12 protein-coding genes and 2 other RNA genes are annotated in these 18,698 nt (G+C 67.6%); 5 read left to right on the top strand and 9 right to left on the bottom strand.

Translation table 11 applies throughout. The features are described 5' to 3' along the window. Positions 1-384: 384 nt before the first annotated feature. Positions 385-1,569, top strand: coding sequence for a benzoate/H(+) symporter BenE family transporter (locus QRM60_RS20845; protein ID WP_114997232.1), 1,185 nt, complete (start codon positions 385-387; stop codon positions 1,567-1,569). A gap of 172 nt (positions 1,570-1,741) precedes the next feature. On the opposite strand, the gene QRM60_RS20840 is transcribed toward QRM60_RS20845, so the two are convergent. The 7 genes from QRM60_RS20840 to QRM60_RS20810 all read right to left on the bottom strand — a co-directional run bounded on the left by QRM60_RS20840 (position 1,742) and on the right by QRM60_RS20810 (position 9,651). Further along, positions 1,742-1,811, bottom strand: a non-coding RNA gene (locus QRM60_RS20840) — sX9 sRNA. A 55-nt stretch (positions 1,812-1,866) separates the two neighbouring features. Continuing rightward, complete coding sequence (bphP, locus tag QRM60_RS20835; RefSeq protein ID WP_285446961.1) at positions 1,867-3,771, bottom strand: bacteriophytochrome BphP; 1,905 nt, start codon at positions 3,769-3,771, stop codon at positions 1,867-1,869. Continuing rightward, a complete protein-coding gene (locus QRM60_RS20830; RefSeq protein WP_285446960.1) occupies positions 3,768-4,361 on the bottom strand; it encodes a biliverdin-producing heme oxygenase in 594 nt (197 codons plus the stop codon). The genes bphP and QRM60_RS20830 overlap by 4 nt, the downstream gene beginning before the upstream one ends. Before the next feature lie 95 nt (positions 4,362-4,456). Further along, positions 4,457-5,719, bottom strand: coding sequence for a TCR/Tet family MFS transporter (locus tag QRM60_RS20825; protein WP_114996463.1), 1,263 nt, complete (start codon positions 5,717-5,719; stop codon positions 4,457-4,459). 734 nt (positions 5,720-6,453) lie between these two features. Next, positions 6,454-8,613 (bottom strand): lytic murein transglycosylase, encoded by a 2,160-nt coding sequence (locus tag QRM60_RS20820; RefSeq protein ID WP_115557213.1) that lies wholly within the window; start codon positions 8,611-8,613, stop codon positions 6,454-6,456. Between the two features lie 187 nt (positions 8,614-8,800). Next, entirely contained in the window at positions 8,801-9,019 is a 219-nt protein-coding gene (locus tag QRM60_RS20815; RefSeq protein ID WP_114996465.1) for a hypothetical protein, read from the bottom strand. Between the two features lie 242 nt (positions 9,020-9,261). Then, entirely contained in the window at positions 9,262-9,651 is a 390-nt protein-coding gene (locus QRM60_RS20810; protein ID WP_011039223.1) for a YchJ family protein, read from the bottom strand. A 243-nt stretch (positions 9,652-9,894) separates the two neighbouring features. Between QRM60_RS20810 and QRM60_RS20805 the strand changes: the two genes are divergently transcribed. The 3 genes from QRM60_RS20805 (at position 9,895) to QRM60_RS20795 (ending at position 11,498) form a co-directional block, all read left to right on the top strand. Beyond that, positions 9,895-10,161: a hypothetical protein gene (locus QRM60_RS20805; protein WP_153065311.1), complete on the top strand. Its 267-nt coding sequence runs from the start codon at positions 9,895-9,897 to the stop codon at positions 10,159-10,161. Between the two features lie 183 nt (positions 10,162-10,344). Further along, positions 10,345-10,419: non-coding RNA, sX9 sRNA (locus QRM60_RS20800), on the top strand. A 305-nt stretch (positions 10,420-10,724) separates the two neighbouring features. Next, positions 10,725-11,498: a TSUP family transporter gene (locus QRM60_RS20795; protein WP_181921315.1), complete on the top strand. Its 774-nt coding sequence runs from the start codon at positions 10,725-10,727 to the stop codon at positions 11,496-11,498. A gap of 43 nt (positions 11,499-11,541) precedes the next feature. On the opposite strand, the gene QRM60_RS20790 is transcribed toward QRM60_RS20795, so the two are convergent. Both QRM60_RS20790 and QRM60_RS20785 read right to left on the bottom strand, forming a co-directional pair. After that, complete coding sequence (locus QRM60_RS20790) at positions 11,542-13,602, bottom strand: TonB-dependent siderophore receptor (RefSeq protein WP_285446959.1); 2,061 nt, start codon at positions 13,600-13,602, stop codon at positions 11,542-11,544. 444 nt (positions 13,603-14,046) lie between these two features. Beyond that, the gene (locus tag QRM60_RS20785) at positions 14,047-18,060 is read right to left on the bottom strand and encodes an SbcC/MukB-like Walker B domain-containing protein (protein ID WP_285446958.1); all 4,014 of its coding nucleotides are present in this window, start codon (positions 18,058-18,060) and stop codon (positions 14,047-14,049) included. A 263-nt stretch (positions 18,061-18,323) separates the two neighbouring features. Between QRM60_RS20785 and QRM60_RS20780 the strand changes: the two genes are divergently transcribed. Continuing rightward, positions 18,324-18,698: hypothetical protein (locus QRM60_RS20780; protein WP_285446962.1), on the top strand; the 375-nt coding region annotated here is incomplete at its 3' end.

Genomic DNA, 18,698 nt, shown 5'->3' with positions numbered 1-18,698 from the left:
TCTTTCCGTGTAGCGAGCCGCCCATCATAGCCGGCTTTTCCGTTTCGTCAACACCTTGTGGTGTCTCCGATTCGCCCCGTTCGTTGCTGCGGTGCTTCGAGAAGCGCCGCCGTCCTGAGCGAGGTCGCGCAGTTTATCGAGCCTGCGCAGAAGTGCAAGCATTTTTGACGCCCTCTTGATCTGATAGGCCGCATGGCCGTCGATAGCGTGTTGCCACGCGCTGTACGAACTGGTGACTTCAGCTGGGCAGGCAACTGGCAGCGCCCTTCTGTCGTGCAACGTTGTTCCTGGGAGTGCGCGCGATAGAGCGAGATGCACCCTGTAGAGAGATGCAAAACGCCGAGGTGCTCGGTAAGAATGCACTGCCCTCCCGCAAGGATGACGATGTCCTCCGCACGCAGCCTGTTCCGCGATCTGTCCCTGCCTGCCATCGCGGCAGGGTTCGTCACTGTATTGGTGGGCTTCGCCAGCTCGGCGGTGATCGTGTTCGAAGCGGCCCGGCATCTGGGGGCCGATCAGGCCGAGATTGCCTCATGGATGTGGGCGCTGGGCATTGGGATGGGCGTGACCTGCATCGGCCTGTCGCTGCGGTACCGGGTGCCGGTGGTCACGGCGTGGTCCACGCCTGGTGCGGCAATGTTGATTGGCACTGCCGCCGGGGTGCCGCTGCGGGAAGCGATCGGTGCATTCGTGGTGGCCGCCGTGCTGGGTGCGGTCGCCGGGTTCACCGGATTATTTGAACGGGCAATCCGGCGGATTCCGCTCTCGCTGGCGTCGGGCATGCTGGCTGGGGTGCTGCTGCGCTTCGGGTTGGACCTGTTCGTGGCGATGCAGAGCCAGGCGGCCATGGCGTTGTCGATGCTGGCGACTTATCTGATCGGGCGGCGCTGGTTTGCGCGCTATGCGGTCATCGCGACCTTGCTGGTCGGGATTGCGATTGCCGCAGGTGGCGGGCTGATGCACTGGAACACGGTGCGGCTGGAACTGGCCCGGCCGGTGCTGATGGTGCCTGGCCTCTCTTGGGCGGCCCTGTTCGGGCTGGCGATTCCACTATTTGTGGTGACGATGGCTTCGCAGAACGTGCCCGGCGTGGCGGTGATGCGGGCCTCCGGCTATACGGTGCCAATCTCGCCGACGATTGGGTGGATCGGCGTGGTCAATACCGTCCTGGCGCCGTTCGGTGGTTATGCCTTGAACCTGGCGGCGATCACCGCGGCGATCTGCATGGGCCGCGAGGCGCACGAGGACCCGGCGCGCCGTTATCCCGCCGCGGTCGCCGCAGGGGTGTTCTACATCGTGATCGGCCTGTTCGGGGCGACGGTGGCGGCGGTGTTTGCGGCCTTCCCGCGCGAACTGGTGATGGCGATCGCCGGCATTGCGCTGCTGGGCACGATCGGCAACAGCCTGGCGGCGGCGTTGCGCGAGGAGCCGGAGCGCGAGGCGGCGCTGATCACCTTCCTGGTGACCGCCTCCGGACTCACGTTGGGCGGGATCGGGGCCTCGTTCTGGGGCTTGCTGGCCGGTGCGATCACCTTGATCGCCTTGCGGCCGCGCCGACCGCAGCACTGATACGGCGCCATGGACGATGCGCTTGTGCCGCACGTCACTGCCGCCACGGCATGTGGCTGGCGGTGGTCCTGCAGCTTCAAGCCGCCACGCTTGATGCCGCGAAGAGTGCGCGCTCATTCGACAGCGCGTTGCCTCGGGGCGCGCCCGCGCACGCTGCGCGATGGCTTAGAGCGGCTGATAACACGTAGCGAGCAGCCGTCAGGTGGGTGCGGACAGCGCGGAGGAACCGGAGTCATGCCGATCCCGAGCACCGGCCGCGCCCGCATGGTGGCTGCGCAGTCATTTTGATCGCTGCTCTTATTCCGGATCGCGCAGCTGTAACAACCAGTGCGCGGTCACCCCGCTGGGGCTGGGGAGAGGTTCAAGGTGGAACTGGCGATAGACCGGTGCGCCGTCGCTCACTTGCAACGGCAAGGTGACGTAAGCGGCCCGGCCGTTGCGCAGCGCATCCTGCAACAGTTCCACGTTGGCGCGTGGTGCATCGTTGGCGTACAGCGTCTGCAGGTCACGCCCGATGAGCTCGGCGACGTCGCTGCCGCAGACATCGGCAAAGGCGGTGTTGACGAACAGCAGGCGGTGCGCGGCATTGGCCGTGCCGCGCTCGATGATGGCCACGCCATCGCGCAGGCGTGAGAGCGAGGCTTCCAGCAGGGTGAAGTCCTGCTGGAAGCGCTTGCGCTCCATCAGTTCAATCAGCACGCGCAGGCTGCGGGCCGATTCAAGATGCAGCGGCGACCAGCGCCGTGCACGGCCGCGCACCGTTTGCTGCCACAGGTCGAAACTCTTGCGTGGCGACAAGCGCGAGTTGGGGATGTCTTCCAGCTTGGCCAGCTGCGGATTGCCGGCCCATTTGATCTGCTGGATCTGCTCGCGGCGGGTCCATAGCAGGGCGCTGCGCGATTGCGGCATCAGCGGCACGAAGATGAAGCCGGCCGCCAATGGCGCCAGGTCGGCGAGCTCGGGGAAGACCTCGCCGATGGCGTCCACATGCAGCGCGCCGACCGCGTCTTCGCGCAGGGCATCGTGGTGTTCGGACTCGATGTGATCGCGGATGCGCCGCAGCGCCGCCACGTCCGGGGTGGTGCCGTGGCGGCTGATGTCGTTGCCGTGGAAGATCGCCACACCGTCGGCGTCCACCACATCCATCAGGTCCGGGGCCATGTCGTCGAGCAGTTCGACGGTCATGTGCTCGGCATCGTTGAAGTCGGTGATGAGTTTTTCGCGCACGGTGAGCAGCACCGATTCCAGGCGCGCACGGGCCACCGCCTGCAGCGCGCCGATCCGCCCGGCCAGGGTGCGCGCCACCGCATCGGTGACATCGCGCATGGCGTGGTTGGTGAAATGCGGGCTGTAGTGATGGCAGGAGATCAATCCCCACAGCGCATCGTTGACCACGATGGAGGCGACCAGCGTGGCGGTGACGCCCATGTTGGCCAGGTACTCCAGGTGCACCGGCGAAACGCTGCGCAGGCTCACATCGCTCAAATCCACCGGCGTGCCCAACTGCGGGTGCACGGTGGGCTGGATCGGCGACGGCTGGTAGCCGACATCGGCGATCTGGCGGACGCGGTTGCGCAGGTACAGCGCGCGCGCCTGCGCCGGGATGTCGCTGGCCGGGTAATGCAGGCCGAGATAGGCCTCCAGTTCCGGCTTGCGCGCCTCGGCGATGATGTCGCCGTTCCACTCCTCATCGAAGCGGTAGATCATCACGCGGTCGAAGCCGATCAGGCTGCGCAGGCCCTTGGCCACGCGCACCGCTGCCTCGGCGATGCCGGGATCGCGTTCGACACTGCGCAGCAGCGGCATCGCCTCGCGCAGGGTGACATCGAGCAGTCGCGCATCGCGCGGCTCCATTTCCACCAGCCACTGCTGCGGATACAGATGCCAGGCCGCGACCCAGGCGCTGGCTGGCGGCGTGGTGCGTTGCGGGAACCGCACCTCGGCATGCATCAGGTGCTGTGGCTGGTCATCGACGGCGAACGGCTGTGCTTCGGGCAACGTCAGCACCTGGGTGTAGGGCATGCCAAGCAGCGCGGCCATCGGCACGCCGAGCAGATCGGCGGCGGTGGTGCTGGCCTGCACGATGCGGCCGTCGGCGGGGTCGATCACCAGCAACACGCCGTAGGGCTGGATCAGCCCGGGAATATGGATGGGTTCGCGCGCGCAGACGTCCAGGTCCAACGGGTTGGTTGCAGTGCTCAAGGACGTGTCTCCGCTGCCAGGCAGGTGTGGAAATGGGCAAACATGGCCTGCGCGCCGGCGATGGCGTCGGCACGCGCCGCGGCGCTCTGCAGGCGTTGCTCGAGCACCGCCTGAAAGCGCCGCCAGCCGGCCGGGTCTTCGTCGGCCAGTTCGAAATAGTGCAATGCGTGCGCCAGGCCCGGCTGATGTTTGCGCAGCATGCGTGCGATCACCCGGCCGCCCAGCTGAGAGCCTTCGATGACATACAGCATGCCCCAGCGCGCCGCCTCGCTGCTGGCCGGCGGCGGCGGCACGGCGGCATCGACGGGTTGGCCGAGCACGCGCAGATCCTCGCGCAACGCCGGCACCCGGCGGCGGTACTGCCAGCCGCTACCCACCAGGGTCACCAGCCAGTCGCTCAGCTGTTCTTCGAAACCGGCCAGCAGCCGGTGATGCCGGCGCAGCACCTGCGCGTAGGTATCGGCGTCGATGTGGCCCTGCCCCAGCGCCTGCATCAGCGGCACCGCCTCAACCCGGGTGTGCGCCTCCTGCGTGGCATGCCGCAGCGCGAGCGCAGCCGAAAGCGGGGCAACCGGGGTGTCAGAACGCATGCGTAGGAAGACAGTCAAAAGCCAAGCTGCTCAGCCTAGCAGGGCATGCGAGCCAGGCAAAAAGCGGGCGCGTCCGCTGCATGAACCGGTTGGCTTCAGCCCTGCGCCAGTGCCGGGCTGCGCCCTGCCCGCTTCCAGGCCATGAACCAGCCCGCGGCCAGCAGCAGGCCGGCCAGCAACCAGGGTGCGCCGGGCAGGTGCAGCGGCGCGCCGCTGCCGATAAACCAGGCGAAGACATTGGCGAACAACAGCGGGCCGGCGATGCCGCCCAGGCTGACCAGGCTGGTGAGCGCGCCCTGCACGCGGCCCTGGGCGTCGGCACCGACTTCGCGGGTGATCAAGGCTTGCGCAGCTGGGGCGGCCACCGCCCAGAAGGCGCTGATCGGCACGCCCAGCAGAAAGGTGCGGCCGCTGTCGGCCAGGCCATAGATCACAAAGCCGATCACGCCGCAGCCCAGGCCGAGCAACAGCGCGCGCCGCTCACCCAGCCAGCGCACGATGCGGCCGACCAGCACGGCGTTGACGATGATGCTGCACACCCCAACACCGGCCAGCACCCAGCTCACCTCGCGCGGGCCCCAGTGGTACTGGTAGCTGGCAAACAGCACGAAGATGCTGGGGTAGACGTAATGGGCCAGGTTGGCCAGGAACACCACCGAGGCCAGACCGAACACCTGCGGGTAGCGGCGCAGCAGCTTCAACGCACCGAACGGATTGGCATGCGACCAGTCCAGCCGCGCGGTGCGGCGCTCCGGCGGCAGCGACTCGGGCAACACGAACCAGCCGTACAGCACGTTCAACAGCGCCAGGCCGGCGGCGAACCAGAACGGCCAACGCAGGCCGATGCTGCCCAGCCAGCCACCGATCAACGGGCCGGCGACAAAGCCAATGCCGAATGCGGCGCCGAGCATGCCGAACGCGCCGGCGCGCTTGTCGGCCGGGGTGACATCGGCGATGTAGGCATTGGCGGTGGAAAAGCTGGCCGAGCACACGCCTGAAATCACCCGCGCCAGCAGCAGCATCGGCAGGGTGTGGGCGAGTGCCATCAGGATGAAATCCAGGCCCAGCCCCAGGCACGAGAGCAGGATCACCGGGCGGCGGCCGTAGCGGTCGGACAAGGTGCCCTGCAGCGGCGAGCACACGAACTGGATGGCGGCGAACAGGAACCCGAACCAGCCGATCCATCCGGCTGCGGCCGCGTAGTCGCCGCCGGTGAATTGCCTGACCAGATCGGGCAGCACCGGAATGATGACGCCGAAGGACAGCACGTCGATCAGCACGGTGATGAAGATGAAGATCAGTGCGGCGCGGCGCCGGCCCGGGGCGGGAGCGGATGCGGAATCAGGAGAGATGGACATCGCGCGGCACGCAGGGGCGAAGCGGCGAGTGTAGCGGTGGAGTGGGTAGTGGGGTTATGGGGATGGGCTGCCGCCTGATACGCCCCGTCCCCTCATCCGCCCCTGCGGTGCACCTTCTCCCGAAGGTAGAAAGGAAGCGCCTGGCCTGTGTCTGGCGCAAGATCAGCGTGATGGAGTTAGAGCCCCTCTCCCGCCGGGAAAGGGGTTGAGGTGAGGGTACGGGGCGAAGCCAGACGTGCACTCAAACTTCACCAGGCTTCGCACGTACCCTCATCCGCCCTTCGGGCACCTTCTCCCGATGGGAGAAGGGAAGCGCCTGGCCTGTGTCTGGCGCAAGATCAGCGTGATGGAGTTAGAGCCCCTCTCCCGCCGGGAGAGGGGTTGGGGTGAGGGTACTGGGCGAAGCCAGACGTGCACTCAAACTTCACCAGGCTTCGCACGTCCCCTCATCCGCCCTTCGGGCACCTTCTCCCGATGGGAGAAGGGAAGCGCCTGGCCTGTGTCTGGCGCAAGATCAGCGTGATGGAGTAGAGCCCCTCTCCCGCCGGGGGAGGGGTTGGGGTGAGGGTACGGGGCGAAGCCAGACGTGCACTCAAACTTCACCAGGCTTCGCGCGTCCCCTCATCCGCCCCTGCGGGGCACCTTCTCCCGATGGGAGAAGGGAGTCGTTGCTGCCTCGTTACTGTCTTGGGAAGCAGCGCGGGTTGTGAGAGTGGCTTAGGCAATTCTTGCGGTTATTCCACGCTGATGGTCTGGCCCAGGGTGTGGCTGGCACCGGGCGCCAGCTCGATCACGTCCGGGCCGGCGTTGGCGGCTTCCAGGCAGACGTAGTCGCGCCAGCCGGTGCCGACGTCGGCCATCTTGCTGGCGGCGTCTTCGCCCGGATTCCAGGCCACCAGCGAGCGGCTGCCTTCGGTGCGGATGTCGATGCGGCGGCCCAGCACCGGGTCGGTGAGGGTGTAGTGGCCGCCGGCGTTGGTGTAGATGCGGTCGCTGCGGCCGGGGTCGCGCGGGTCGCGCAGGCTCCAGTCGCCCTGCTGGCGGTGCGCGGTGGCGTAGTTCTCGTACTTGTCGAGATAGTCCAGCCCGTCCAGGCCCTGCACGTTTACCTTGAGCGCGTCGCCGACGCGGAAGTAGTTGTGCAGGGCCTGGGTGAAGCGCACCGGCGCCTTGCTGATGTTCTCGGTGACCAGGCGTTGCTCAAGCGTGCGGCCGATGCGCAGGGTCATGTGCAGGCGCAGCGCCAGGTCATCGAAGGTCGGCGGCGTCAGCGTGAGCACCAGCGTGCCGTCGTCTTCGCGGCGGCTCTCGGTGAGCTGCCACGGCACCGTGCGGACAAAGCCGTGCGCCGGCACGTCGCCGGTCTGATCCTGGCGGCCGAAATACGGCCAGCACACCGGCGCGCCGCCGCGGATGGGCGTGGGCGGCTGCTTGGCGGTGGGCGACAGCCACATCACGTCCTGCCCGCCCTTGGGCACGAACGACAGCAGTTGGCCGCCGAACAGGCTGATGGCCGCGGTGGAATATGGGGTATCGATCAGCAGCGAGGGAAAACCGTGGAAGTCGCCTGTGCGCAGGCCGGTGACGTCGGACATGGGGGATGCCTTCTGGACGATGGGAGATTGGACGAATGCGGGATAGGCGGCCGGCAGCGTGAACGCGGTGCCGCGAACGGCGGCGCCGGTCACCGGCGGGGCGGTGCGCAAGGCGGTGAGGATGCGTTGGCCGGCACGGCCATCGGCCGGCTGCAGGCCCAGGCGGGTCTGCTCGACCTGGATGGCGCGGCGGGTGGCGGTGCCGACCATGCCATCGGCTTCGCCGATCTGGTGGCCGCGCGCCAGCAGCAATTGCTGCAGTTGCCGGCGTTCGGGCCGGCCCAGGCCAGGGTCGTCGGTGGGCCAGGCGGCGACCAGGCCGGGGCCACCGCGCAGGCGATCGGCCAGCAGGGCGATCGAGAGCGCGTAGCTTTCGGCCGCGTTGTAGGCGTAGATCGCGTCGTAGTTGCGGAACACCAGGAACGCGGGGCCGGTGGGGCCGGCCGGCAGCAACAGGGCGGCGGCGGTCTCGGCCGGCAGCCCGGTCGGGGCGAGCGGCTTGCCGTCGGTGCCGAGCAGGCCGGCGGCCTGCCAGGCCTGCAGCGGTTGGCGGCGGGTGCGGCCGGCCTTGTTGGCGTCGAAGCCGGCCGGCAGGCGCACTTCCATGCCCCAGGGGCGGGCGCGTTCCCAGCCGGCCTTGACCAAATAGTTGGCGGTGGAGGCCAGCGCGTCGGGAATGCTGGCGACCAGGTCGCGGCGGCCATCGCCATCGCCGTCGACGGCGATGCGCGCATAGGTGGACGGCATGAACTGGGTCTGCCCGAACGCGCCGGCCCAGGAGCCGGTCAGCCCCTCGGGCGCCAGGTCGCCCTGCTGCAACAAGCCGAGCAGGGCCAGGAATTCGCCGCGGAAGAACGGCTGGCGGCGGCCGGCGCACGACAGCGTGGCCAGCGACACCAGCAACGGGCGCTTGCCGGTGATGCGGCCGTAATCGCTCTCCACGCCCCACACCGCCACGATGGTGGCCGGGTCCACGCCGGTTTGTTCGGACAGGCGGGTGAGCAGCTCGCGGTGAGTCACCAACATGGCCTGGCCATCGCTCACGCGCTGGCTATCGACCAGGCTGGCCAGGTAGTCCCAGATCGGGGTGGTGAATTCCGGTTGCGCGTCCAGCAGCGGCAACACGCTGGGATCGGCGGCCAGACCGGCGGTGAAGCGCTGGAAGCTGGCGGCATCCACACCCTTGGCGGCGGCCTGGGTCTGCAGCCCGGCCAGGCAGCGGTCGAACGCGGGGTCGGCCCAGGCGGCGAACGGCACCAGGCCCAGCAGCAGCGGCAACGCGCGCCGCAGCGGCGTCATGGGCTCAGGGCCGGCAGAAAAACGAACGGCATGCGATGAAGGCTCCTGCGCGGCGGGTCGAGCCGGGGAGCATAGCCAACCTGACGGCCGGGGCGCGTGCAGGGGGCGCAGGAATCAGGCGGGCGTCTGGCGTATTGCTGGGGCCGTGATGCTGGCTGCGCCGCCGTGATGGTGCGACGGCGCTGGTTTAGCTGCCGTCGCCAGTGATGCCCGACAGCAGCGACAGCGCTGGGGTGGCGCTGGTGGCGCCGGTGGCGTCGCCACTGCGGCGGACGCTGCGTGGCAGGCGCGGGGTGTCGTGACGGGGGCCGAACCAGATCATCGCGGCGGCCACCAGCGTCGGCAGCACGATCGCGAACACCACCAGTGCCAGCAGCAGCCATTGCCAGAGATTGAAGGTTGCCATGATCCCGTCCCACCCCGCGGCGCAGTCCGCCGGCGCGGCAAGCTTCCGGGATCGGCTGCGAACGTGGCGTCGACAAACCGGGCGGGATGGCGCCGTTCGTCGGGCGGTTTGGCCTGGCTGGCGTGGCACGTGGGCGCGACTGCGGGAATGACCGGCGACCCTGCGGACCGTGTGGCGCGCCGGCCTTGCACCGTGATCGCAGGCGCGGCGTTGGGCGATGACGTCGGTGCGTCAGCGCGGCCTTACCGGGCGTCCAGGTAGTACCAGTGGCCGTCCTCGCGCACGAACCGGCTGTGTTCGGTCATGCGTACCGCGCTGCCACCGCCGATGCGGTAACGGGCCAGGAACACCACCTCGGCGGTGTCCGCGCCGGTGGCGATGGCGCGCTGCACGTTCAAGCCCAGCCAGGTGGTGCGGCCGCCTTCGTCCAGCGCCAGCTCGGCCGGCCGCGTGGACGGATGCCAGCTTGCTAGCAGGTAATCGACGTTGCGGCGGACATAAGCGCTGTAGCGCGCGCGCATCAACGTTTCCGCATCGGGCGCCGCAGCGCCGGCATGGTACTGGCCGCAGCACTGGGCGTAGCCGGCGGCGCGGCCGCAGGGACAGGGATCGGTGGGTGTGGACGGTGACATGGTGGGATTGTGGGGGGTTGGGGCTGCGGTTGGGAATTGGGAATTGGGAATTGGGAATTGGGAATTGGGAATTGGGAATTGGGGATTGGGGATTGGAATGCGGGATGTGGGATGTGGGATGTGGGATGTGTGCGTTTACTTGGTAGTTGAAGTGTGCGGGAGCGTGAGTGGCACTGATACGCACGTTGTAGTGATGCTCCTTGCGTGCGCGTCTTCGGTCACTCGTACGCGCAAGGTTGCGTAGTGGCGTCCTCGGCAGTAGCTCGTAGCTTTGTGCGTGGCAATCAGCGAGGCTGCGCGCATTACTCTCACGCCTACCTCTCTTCCGCAGGCGGGCTTCAGCAAAACCACCGCTTACGTCTTAATCTGAGCCGCGCTTGCTGCACAGCTGCGCAGGCGCGCAACACCGAAGCCCTGATCGGCGTGTGCCCCTTGTTCAACGACACCGACGGCGCCGATGCCAACAGCAACGCGCGCTTCGAGATCACTCGCGTGAAGGCCGATGGCTAGCCGCAGCCGGCCAAGGAGTTCAAGGCCACCCCTGGTGCGCGAACACCGCGACTACTGGAACTGCATCGACGACCATTAGGATGAAGACGCAGGCCTGTGCCGAGTACGCCTTGGCCGGCTTAGAGCAGCTATCAAAACGACTGCGCAGCCGCCAGGCGGGCGCGGCCGGTGCTCGGAATCGGCATGTACCCACGTACATTCCGGTTCCTCCGCGCCGTCCGCACCCACCTGACGACTGCTCGCTACGTTTTGTTAGCCGCTCTTACAGCGCGCGTGCGCGCCGCCGCATTCTTGTGGTGGACAGCGGCCTGCGCCGTAATCGCTTCGCGGCAACCTCGCACGGCTTTTTGAACCGCGACGGGGAGTCGCCAGCGTAGATCGCCGAGCACGGGCGTACGCAGCTGCGCGCCTACCTTGTTGCCACGCAGAACAGCGGCGTTGTTGTTCTTGTGATTGCCGCGACCGGCGCGCGGAGAACACCGCGACATATATCCGCACAACTCGGCGTGGAGCGCCGTCAGTGCGGCGGCTATGCTGTCGCCCCCGTCGTGCGGAGCGCCGCCTTGCTGGAACTGATTCCCACCGAGTTGCCGTGGCTGCTGTGCATCGCCTTCGTGGCCGGGCTGGTGGATGCCGCGGTGGGTGGTGGCGGGTTGATCCAGTTACCGGGGCTGTTTGCCACTTTGCCGCAGCAGGCACCGTCACTGATTCTGGGCACCAACAAGTTCAGTGCGATGTTCGGCACCGGCGCATCGGCGTGGCGCTATGCGCGCAACGTGCGGTTTCCGTGGCGGCCGGTGCTCTACGCCACTGCGGCAGCGTTTACGTTTTCGTTTCTGGGGGCGACGGCGGTGAGCCTGCTGCCCAAGCAGGCGGTGCGGCCGCTGATCCTGGTGTTGCTGATCGCAATGCTGGGCTACACCCTGATCAAGAAGGACTTCGGCGCCCTGCACCGCCCGCGCGCCATCGGCCGCCGCGAGTTGGTCACCGCCTTGGCGATGGGCGCGGCAATCGGCTTCTACGATGGCTTCTTCGGCCCGGGCACGGGCAGCTTTCTGATCTTCCTGTTCATCCGCTTCTTCGGGCTGGATTTTTTGCGCGCCTCGGCCGCGGCCAAGGTGGTGAATCTGGCAACCAACCTGGCGGCACTGTCGTTCTTTCTGCCCACCGGCCAGGTGATGCTGGCGATTGGCGTGCCGATGGCGGCGGCCAACGTGGCCGGTGCAGTGGCCGGCACGCGGCTGGCATTGCGCGGCGGCACGCCGTTGATCCGGCAGTTGTTCCTGGTGCTGGTGGTGGTGTTGATCGGCAAGATGGGCTGGGACCTGCTGCACTGAGACGCACGCCGCGGCGGCGTGGCGCCGTTCGCCAATGCGATGCCTAGAATTCCATGCTCAGCGTTGCCGACAGCGTGCGGGGCGCGCCGGGGTAGTTGGTGGTTTGCGTCACCGGTTGTTCGATGTAGAAGCGGTTGCCGAGGTTGCGCAGCAGCAGCGCCAGTTGGTAGCGGCCGCCGAAGCGATACGCCGCCGACGCATCGAAGCGCGTGTACCCGGGGATGCGGTAGCTGTTGGCGAGATCGCCTTCGCGCTCGCCCACATGCACGGCGCCCGCGCCTAGCGTCAGCCCGTACAGCGGGCCGCTGGCGACGTGGTAGGTGCTCCACAGGCTGGCGCTGACGCGCGGCACGCCACGCAGGCGGTTGCCGCTGGCGATGACGGTGTCGCGGGTGACCTGCGCGTCCAGATAACCGGCGCCCAGGATCAGGCGCCAGTTCGGGGTGAGTTCGCCGGTGACATCCAGCTCCAGTCCGCGCACGCGCTGCTGCCCGGTGACCAGCACGAAGCCATCGTTGTTCGGGTCGGCGGTGGCGACATTGTCCTTGGTGATCTGGAACGCGGCGACGGTGGCGAGCACGCGGTTGTCCAGCAGCGCACTCTTCATGCCGAGCTCGTACTGGCGGCCGGTTTCCGGCGGTGCGCTGCCACCGGCAAACACGCTGGCGCTGCGCGGGCGAAACGAGGTGGAAGTATTGGCATACAGCGACAACTGCGGTGCGGCCTTCCACACCACGCCCAGGCGCGGCGAGGCGCGCCGGCCGTCTTCGCGGGTGCGGGCGCCGTTGTCGATGGTGGTCTGTTGCACATCGTCCCAGCGCACGCCGGCCAGCACATCCCAGCGCTCGCCCAGGCTGATCTGGTCCTGCACGTACAGCGCGGCGTAGCGCGCATCCACTGCGATCTCGCGTGCCGGCACATAGATACCCGGCAAGGCGCCCTGCACCGGAGCGCGCACGCTGATGCGCGCCAGCGGCGCACGGGCCTCGTCGGTGTGGCGGTGCGCATCGACATATTCGGCACCGGCCAGGACCTGATGGCGCAACGGGCCGGTGTCGAAACGCGCCAGCGCTTCGGTCTGCGAGGTGGTGGCGCGCACCTGCTGGTCCTGGCGCACGGCGCGGCGTTGCAGAAACGCGCGGTCGGCACTGAAGCCAGTGAAGTCGGCCACGTCGCGGCCGCTGTCGCCGTCCTGGTGATTGACGATCTGGCGCAGCGTGAGCCAATCGGTGGCGTCGACTTCGATACGCCCGCGGGCCGTGCGCGAGATGCCGTGATTGCGCGACCATGGCTCGCCGAAGCTGCGCTGCGCCGGGCCACGCACCACCCCGTCGATGGCCACCAGACCACGATCGCCCGGGCTGGTCTGGCGGGTGTATTCGATATCCAGATCCGCGCGCACGCGCTCATTCGGCCGCCACGCCAGCGATGGCGACACGAACACGCGGTCGCCATCGGCCTGGGCATCACGGAAACTGCCAGTCTGCTGCGCCGCCGCGCTCAGGCGCGCCGACAACGTGGGGCTCAGCGGCCCGGTGATGCTGGATTGCACGCGGCGCAGGCCGTGCTCGGCCACCTGCACCGAGGCGTTGCCGCCGAACGTATCGTCCGGCCGCAGCGTGACCAGGTTGATCACCCCGCCCGGTTCACCACGCCCATACAGCACCGCCGCCGGGCCTTTGAGCACTTCCACCTGCGCGACATTGGCCAGATCGCGCACGGTTTCGGTGAAGTTCTGCGCCGGATTGAGCAGGATGCCGTCGACCGCGTACGAGGACGCTTCGAAGCCACGGATCACGAAGGTTTCCGAGCGATTGCCCTGCGTGCCGCCGGGCTGCACGTTGGAGACATTGGCCACTACATCGACCAGACGGGTGAGCTGCTGTTCGTCGATCACTGAACGCGGTACCACCTGGATCGCCTGCGGAATGCGCTCCACCGGCGTCTGGGTACGGGTGGCGCCAGCGGCTTTTTCGGGCCGATACAGGCCGCGCTTTTCGCTGACCACGATGGCGTCGAGCAGGCTGGCCTCCTGCGCGGCGGCCGGCATTGTGGCAAACAGGGACACGAACAACAGGTGGCGACGCGTGGCGAGTGGGCTCATCGGGCTCTTCTGCGGGGGCGATACGCCGCAGAGCGGACACATCCGAGACTCAATGATAACGATTCTTATCCGCGCGTGTCGGGATGTAGGTTCGCCTGCAGGTGGCGGTTGGCTTGGTTGGGTGCGTTGATGTCTTCGCGTGAGGCCTGACGTGGGTGCGCGTCTGCTGCCTTAAGGACAGCGCGCAGGTGTCGCTGCGGGCGTGGCCTGCCTGGAGCGGCGGCGTATCCGTGGGCCGGCTCTCGCTTGAAGCCGGAGCGGCACACGACGTGCGACACAGGCGTGCCATCCAGTCAGCGGGCGTCATTGGCGACGCTGCAACGCCCGCGTGCGCGCGTCCATCCCTGTCGCCGTTGCAGACGCGGCGCGACTGCAGGCGTGCGGCCGCATCGCGTAGACACCGCGCCCCGCGACCGCCCCGGTGGCGCGGTCGCGGGGCCGCGCTCAGCGTTTGCTGCGCGCCTTGGGAGCAGAGCCGCGTGTGAACGCAGCGCGGCTCGTGGCGGAAGCCGCCGTCGCGGGCTTGGCCGTGGGCCTCGGTTTCGATACCGGCTTGGCCACCTGCTGAGCTGATGCTGGCTTGCTAACGTCTTTCGGCGCCTTGCCCGTGCGCTTGGCCGCGACGGCCGGCACGGCGTTGGAGGCCTTCGGCACGGCCGCGGCTTTCGCGGTGGTTGTGCGCTTGGCAGCGGGCTTGCCGGAGGACCCAGACCGCGTGCTCGCCGGCTTGGTTGGCTTCGGCGGCGTGGCAGGGGTTGCAGCCTGTTTGCGCCGTGCGTTCGACGCGTCCGCCGTGCGCGTGGCTGGCGCGGCCGTCGCTGATGTTGCAGCTGCAGACGTGCTGCGCTTGCCAGCGGGCGCAGCCACTGGCGCTGCGGTCGATGCGGTGGCCGCCGCGCGTGTGCGCTTGCTGCCGCGCGACTGCCCGTCCGTGACTGCATCGCCCTGCGCAGACTCTGCCGTGCTCTCCGCTACGTGCACGCTTGCCGGGTGGTCAGACTCCACAGCGATCACCGGAGCACGTTCTGCGCGCTCGCCTGGTGCAACAGCGCCACCCTGTTCGGCCGGCACCGCCGCTTCTTCCCCACGCGAGCGCTCCGGCAGTTTCAAGCGCTGCGCCTGTTCGTCGTACTCGATCAACAACACGCCGGAGTTGTGGCGGCCGCTGATTTCCACGAAACACGCACCGCCGATGAAGGGCTCCAGCGTCATCACCGACTTCAGCGGCGTGGCCACCACCATCTGGAAGCCGAAATTCTCGAAGATGTTCATCGCCAGCGCGGTGAATTCGTTGTCGGCCTTGTCAAAGGCTTCGTCCAGCACCACGGCGCAATAGCGCGGCAATTCGCCGTCTTCGCCGCCCAGCTGATACCGCAGCGCGGCCGCCAGGCAGGTGGTGGCCAGCTTCTGGCGCTGGCCGCCGGACTTGCCGGCGCCACTGCGGTAGATCTCCACCTGCGCGCGGCTCTGTGCATCCAGCTCCACGCCGATAAATTCCACATGCAGGCGCACATCCAGCACCTGCTCGCGCCAGCGCCGCGCCTCCGGCTCCTGCGCGCCAAGCCGCGCCACCAGCGTGCGCAAGGTGGCGAACTGCGCTTCGGCCAACGCGCGGTCTTCGGTCTGCTGATGCGACAACACGGCGCGTAGCTGCTGCTGGAATTCCTGCACCTCGGCCAAGCGACGGTCGCTCACCTCGATGGTCAGGATGGTGTCGCGGTTGAACGGCACCTGCTCCAGGCTGGCGTTGACCTCGTCCATGCGCTGCTTGATGCCCTTGTGGGCTTCGGCAGTGTGGCGCTGCAAGGCAAGCAGATTGTTCTTGCTCTGGGTCTGCAGCAGGTCGAAGAAGCGGTGCTCGTGACGCGGCAAGCCATCGCTTTCCAGCCGGTCCAGCCGCGCGAGGAAATCATCGGCGCTGGCCAGGCTCACGGTGAAGTCGCCGCTGTCTTCCGGCCATTGCTGGCAATATCGGCGGAAGCATTCGAGCAGCTGCGCGCTGAGCCGGCTGTCGCGGCCCTGGCTTTCGGCCAGTTGCTCGGCCAGCCCACGTTCGACCACACGGAAATGCGCTTCCAGAGTGTCCAGCGACAGCGGTGCCAACGCAGCCAAGCGCTCCTGCAGGCCATGCAACTGCGTGGGTGTAAGCGCAGCGGTGCCAGCACGGCCGGCGCAGGCGGCCTGCTGCTGTTCCAGCCGCACGCGCTCGCGTGCCAACTGCGCGCGCTCAAGCCGTACGTCTTCATACGTGCGCTTGGCCTGATCGCGCAGCGTGCGCGCGGTGTCGATCGCCTGGCCCAGTGCACGCAGGCCGCTATCGCCTTCGCGCAGCTGTTGCAGTTGTTCGTCGATATCGCTCAGGCGTTGCAGCTTGGGGCCGACGTCGATCTCGTCCCAGTCGCGCTCCACCAGGGTATGCGCGGCCAGCTGTTTTTCCTGGTCCTGCTCGCGTTGCTTGCGCAGCGCGGCCACGTCGGCGTCGCAACTGGCAATGCGCTGGGCCAGCGCCTGCGCTTCGCGCTCGAAGACCTTGAGCTTGTCGCGGTTGTCGTGACCGAGCAGCCAGCGCTTGCGGTCGTTGACGGCGTGGCGGTCGTCCTTTTCGTAGCGGTCGCCGGGATGCTTGACCTGCCCTTCCCGGGTGATGGCGCGGTCGGCATTGCGCAGCGCTGCGGCGTTGTCGACGCAGGCGTAATCGAAGCGACGGGTGAGCTCGTTGCGCAGCCACTCGGTGAAGGCATGCTCGCGCAGTTGCAGTTTGCCGGGCAGCGCGTTGGGATCGACACGGCGCGAATGCAGCTCGTCATTGCGGCGCACGCGGAAGTACACCAGCCGCGTGCCGATGTGGGTGCGGTTGACCCATTCGCTGACCTGCGCGTAATGCCGCTCGTCCACCAGCAGCGACTGCGCAAAGCCGTGCAGCACGCGCTCGATCGCGCCACGCCAGGCCACCTGGTCCTCGCGCACCTGCAACAGCTCGCCGACAAAGGGTAGCGCCGATTCGGCAATGCCGGTGTCGTCGCACAGCCGCGCACGCAGCGCCTGCATGGGTGCGGGCATGCTCGACGGCGCTTTCTTCAACGCGTCGAGTTCGGCGCGGATCTCGGCAAAGCGACGCTCATCGTCGCGGCGTTCGCCCATGCGCTCGGCGATGGCCTCGTCCAGTGCGCTGGCGTGCTGCTTGCCGCCATCGAGCACGCCCTGCGCATGCGCCACCTGGGCGGCGAACCCACTGGCACCGGCCGCCAAGGCGGTGCCGAGCTGGCGGCAGGCCTGCTCGATCTGCGCACGGCGACGCAGGCGCTCATCGCGCTCGCGCTCCACCCGCACACGCTCGCGTTCCAGTTCCTCGATCTGCTCGCCGCCGGCGGCGCGCTGTTCGCGCTCCAGCCCGGCCAGTTTCTGTTCGTGGTTGTCCAACGACTCACGGCGCTGGCCTTCTTCGCCGGCCAGGCCGCGGTCCTGGCTGTCGACCTCCTGCAGGCGCGCCTCCAGCAAGGCCAGCCGTTGTTGCTCGCGGTAGCTGTCCACGCCCAGCTGCAATTCACGCAATTCGCCAACGCTGCGGCGCAAGGCCATCAGCGCGGCATGGTGCTCGCGCGCCGGGCTGAGCGTCTCCACCTGCCGCCGCGCGGTGACCACCGCATGGTGCGCACCATCGAGCTCGGCGAAGTCTTCGACCAGCCGGTCGGCCGCTTCGAAGGTGCGCGGCTCATCGAGCATGAAGCCACGCAGGAAGGCGTTGAGATCGCCGAGATTCTTGGCCGACTGGGTCTTGTGCAGCAGCCGCAGTGCCATGTCGTTGCCGATGCCCAACGCATGCCGGAAGCGCTCGGCATAGCCGGCGAACCCGTCGAAATGCGCCACGTCCTCGCCCAGCCGCGCCTTGAGCTTGCGCAGATCCAGATCGAAACCCTCCAGCTCGCTTGCGACATCGAACGCGCGCGGCACCACCATGTAATGCCGGCGCACATCCGCCGCGGCATTGCCGCTGCCGGCGATCCAGAACAGCCGCACCAGGCTCACCGCCTCGCCTTGCGCGTTGCGGTACTCCAGCACCAACGCCGTCCAGGTGGCGCCCTTGCGCAGGTACTGCGTGGCGATCTCACCGGACGCGCTGTCCTGCTGATCGGCCCAGGCACCGCGCACATACGACACCAGGCTACGGTCGCGCCCACTGCGCTCGGCCTCGCGCGCGGCGGCGTTGAAGTCCACGATGCTGGGCGGCGTCAACAATGCCGACATCGCATCCAGCAGCGTCGACTTGCCCGACCCGGACCGCCCCACGAACAGGAAGCCCTTTTCCGCGATCGGCACCTCGGTCAACCCGTTGAACGTGCCCCAGTTGTGTACCTGCAAGCGCCGCATACGAAACTGCTGCGCACGCTGCTCAGCCAGCGTCTCGGCAAACAAGGAAGCACCCGGCGACGCCGGCGACAGGTTGGACTGGGAATTCATTGCTCACTCACCAAAAACGGAACGACAGAGACACCAGGGACAGGCCAATACGAACGATGACGCATTTCTTGTGGTGCGGTGTTGCGTGTTGCGTGTTGCGTGTTGCGGGACGAGCGTGGCAGAACGACGGATGGGTTGCGTGGACGGCTTCGCGACCAAGGTCGCTCCTACAAGAGCGGGTGCCCTGGGCCGTTGAGGCGACGGTCAGAAGACGCGCGGCAGTAGGTTTTTCTTCGAACGCCTGCACCATCAACACGCTTGGCATGAACCGACCACCACTGCTCCTTCTCGCCCACTGCACCGTCTTTCGTTACTACATCGCTCTTTTTCGTTATTACATCGCCTTTGCGACTACATCGACGTCTTGCTGCGAACTCCACTGCGTTTCTTACAAAACCTCACGTGTTCTTCTTCTCGCCGCTGTTGCTGTTGTTGGCGTCCTTGCCGCTACTGCTACTGCCGTTGCCGTGCCGTTGCCGTTGCCGTTGTTTTTGCCATTGCCATTGCTTTTGCTGCCGCTGTTGACGTTGCTGTTGCTGTTGCTGTTGCTGTTGCTGTTGCTTACGCAGTTTGCTTTCCGGGCCCCCATACCGCAGCGGCAAGGCCGGCAGATACAACCCGCAGGGCGGCGCGCATGG

The organism is Xanthomonas sp. fls2-241-TYG-148, from assembly GCF_030208815.1.
Lineage (GTDB): Bacteria > Pseudomonadota > Gammaproteobacteria > Xanthomonadales > Xanthomonadaceae > Xanthomonas > Xanthomonas campestris.
This window is presented reverse-complemented; position numbering and strand designations above follow the sequence as displayed.

Bases quoted from the DNA above. Each gene is read 5' to 3' on its own strand.
- QRM60_RS20845 (WP_114997232.1), top strand. From the start codon at position 385: ATGTCCTCCGCACGCAGCCTGTTCCGCGATCTGTCCCTGCCTGCCATC.
- QRM60_RS20790 (WP_285446959.1), bottom strand. From the start codon at position 13,602: ATGAGCCCACTCGCCACGCGTCGCCACCTGTTGTTCGTGTCCCTGTTT.
- QRM60_RS20820 (WP_115557213.1), bottom strand. From the start codon at position 8,613: ATGACGCCGCTGCGGCGCGCGTTGCCGCTGCTGCTGGGCCTGGTGCCG.
- QRM60_RS20810 (WP_011039223.1), bottom strand. From the start codon at position 9,651: ATGTCACCGTCCACACCCACCGATCCCTGTCCCTGCGGCCGCGCCGCC.
- QRM60_RS20815 (WP_114996465.1), bottom strand. From the start codon at position 9,019: ATGGCAACCTTCAATCTCTGGCAATGGCTGCTGCTGGCACTGGTGGTG.
- QRM60_RS20830 (WP_285446960.1), bottom strand. From the start codon at position 4,361: ATGCGTTCTGACACCCCGGTTGCCCCGCTTTCGGCTGCGCTCGCGCTG.
- QRM60_RS20825 (WP_114996463.1), bottom strand. From the start codon at position 5,719: ATGTCCATCTCTCCTGATTCCGCATCCGCTCCCGCCCCGGGCCGGCGC.
- QRM60_RS20785 (WP_285446958.1), bottom strand. From the start codon at position 18,060: ATGAATTCCCAGTCCAACCTGTCGCCGGCGTCGCCGGGTGCTTCCTTG.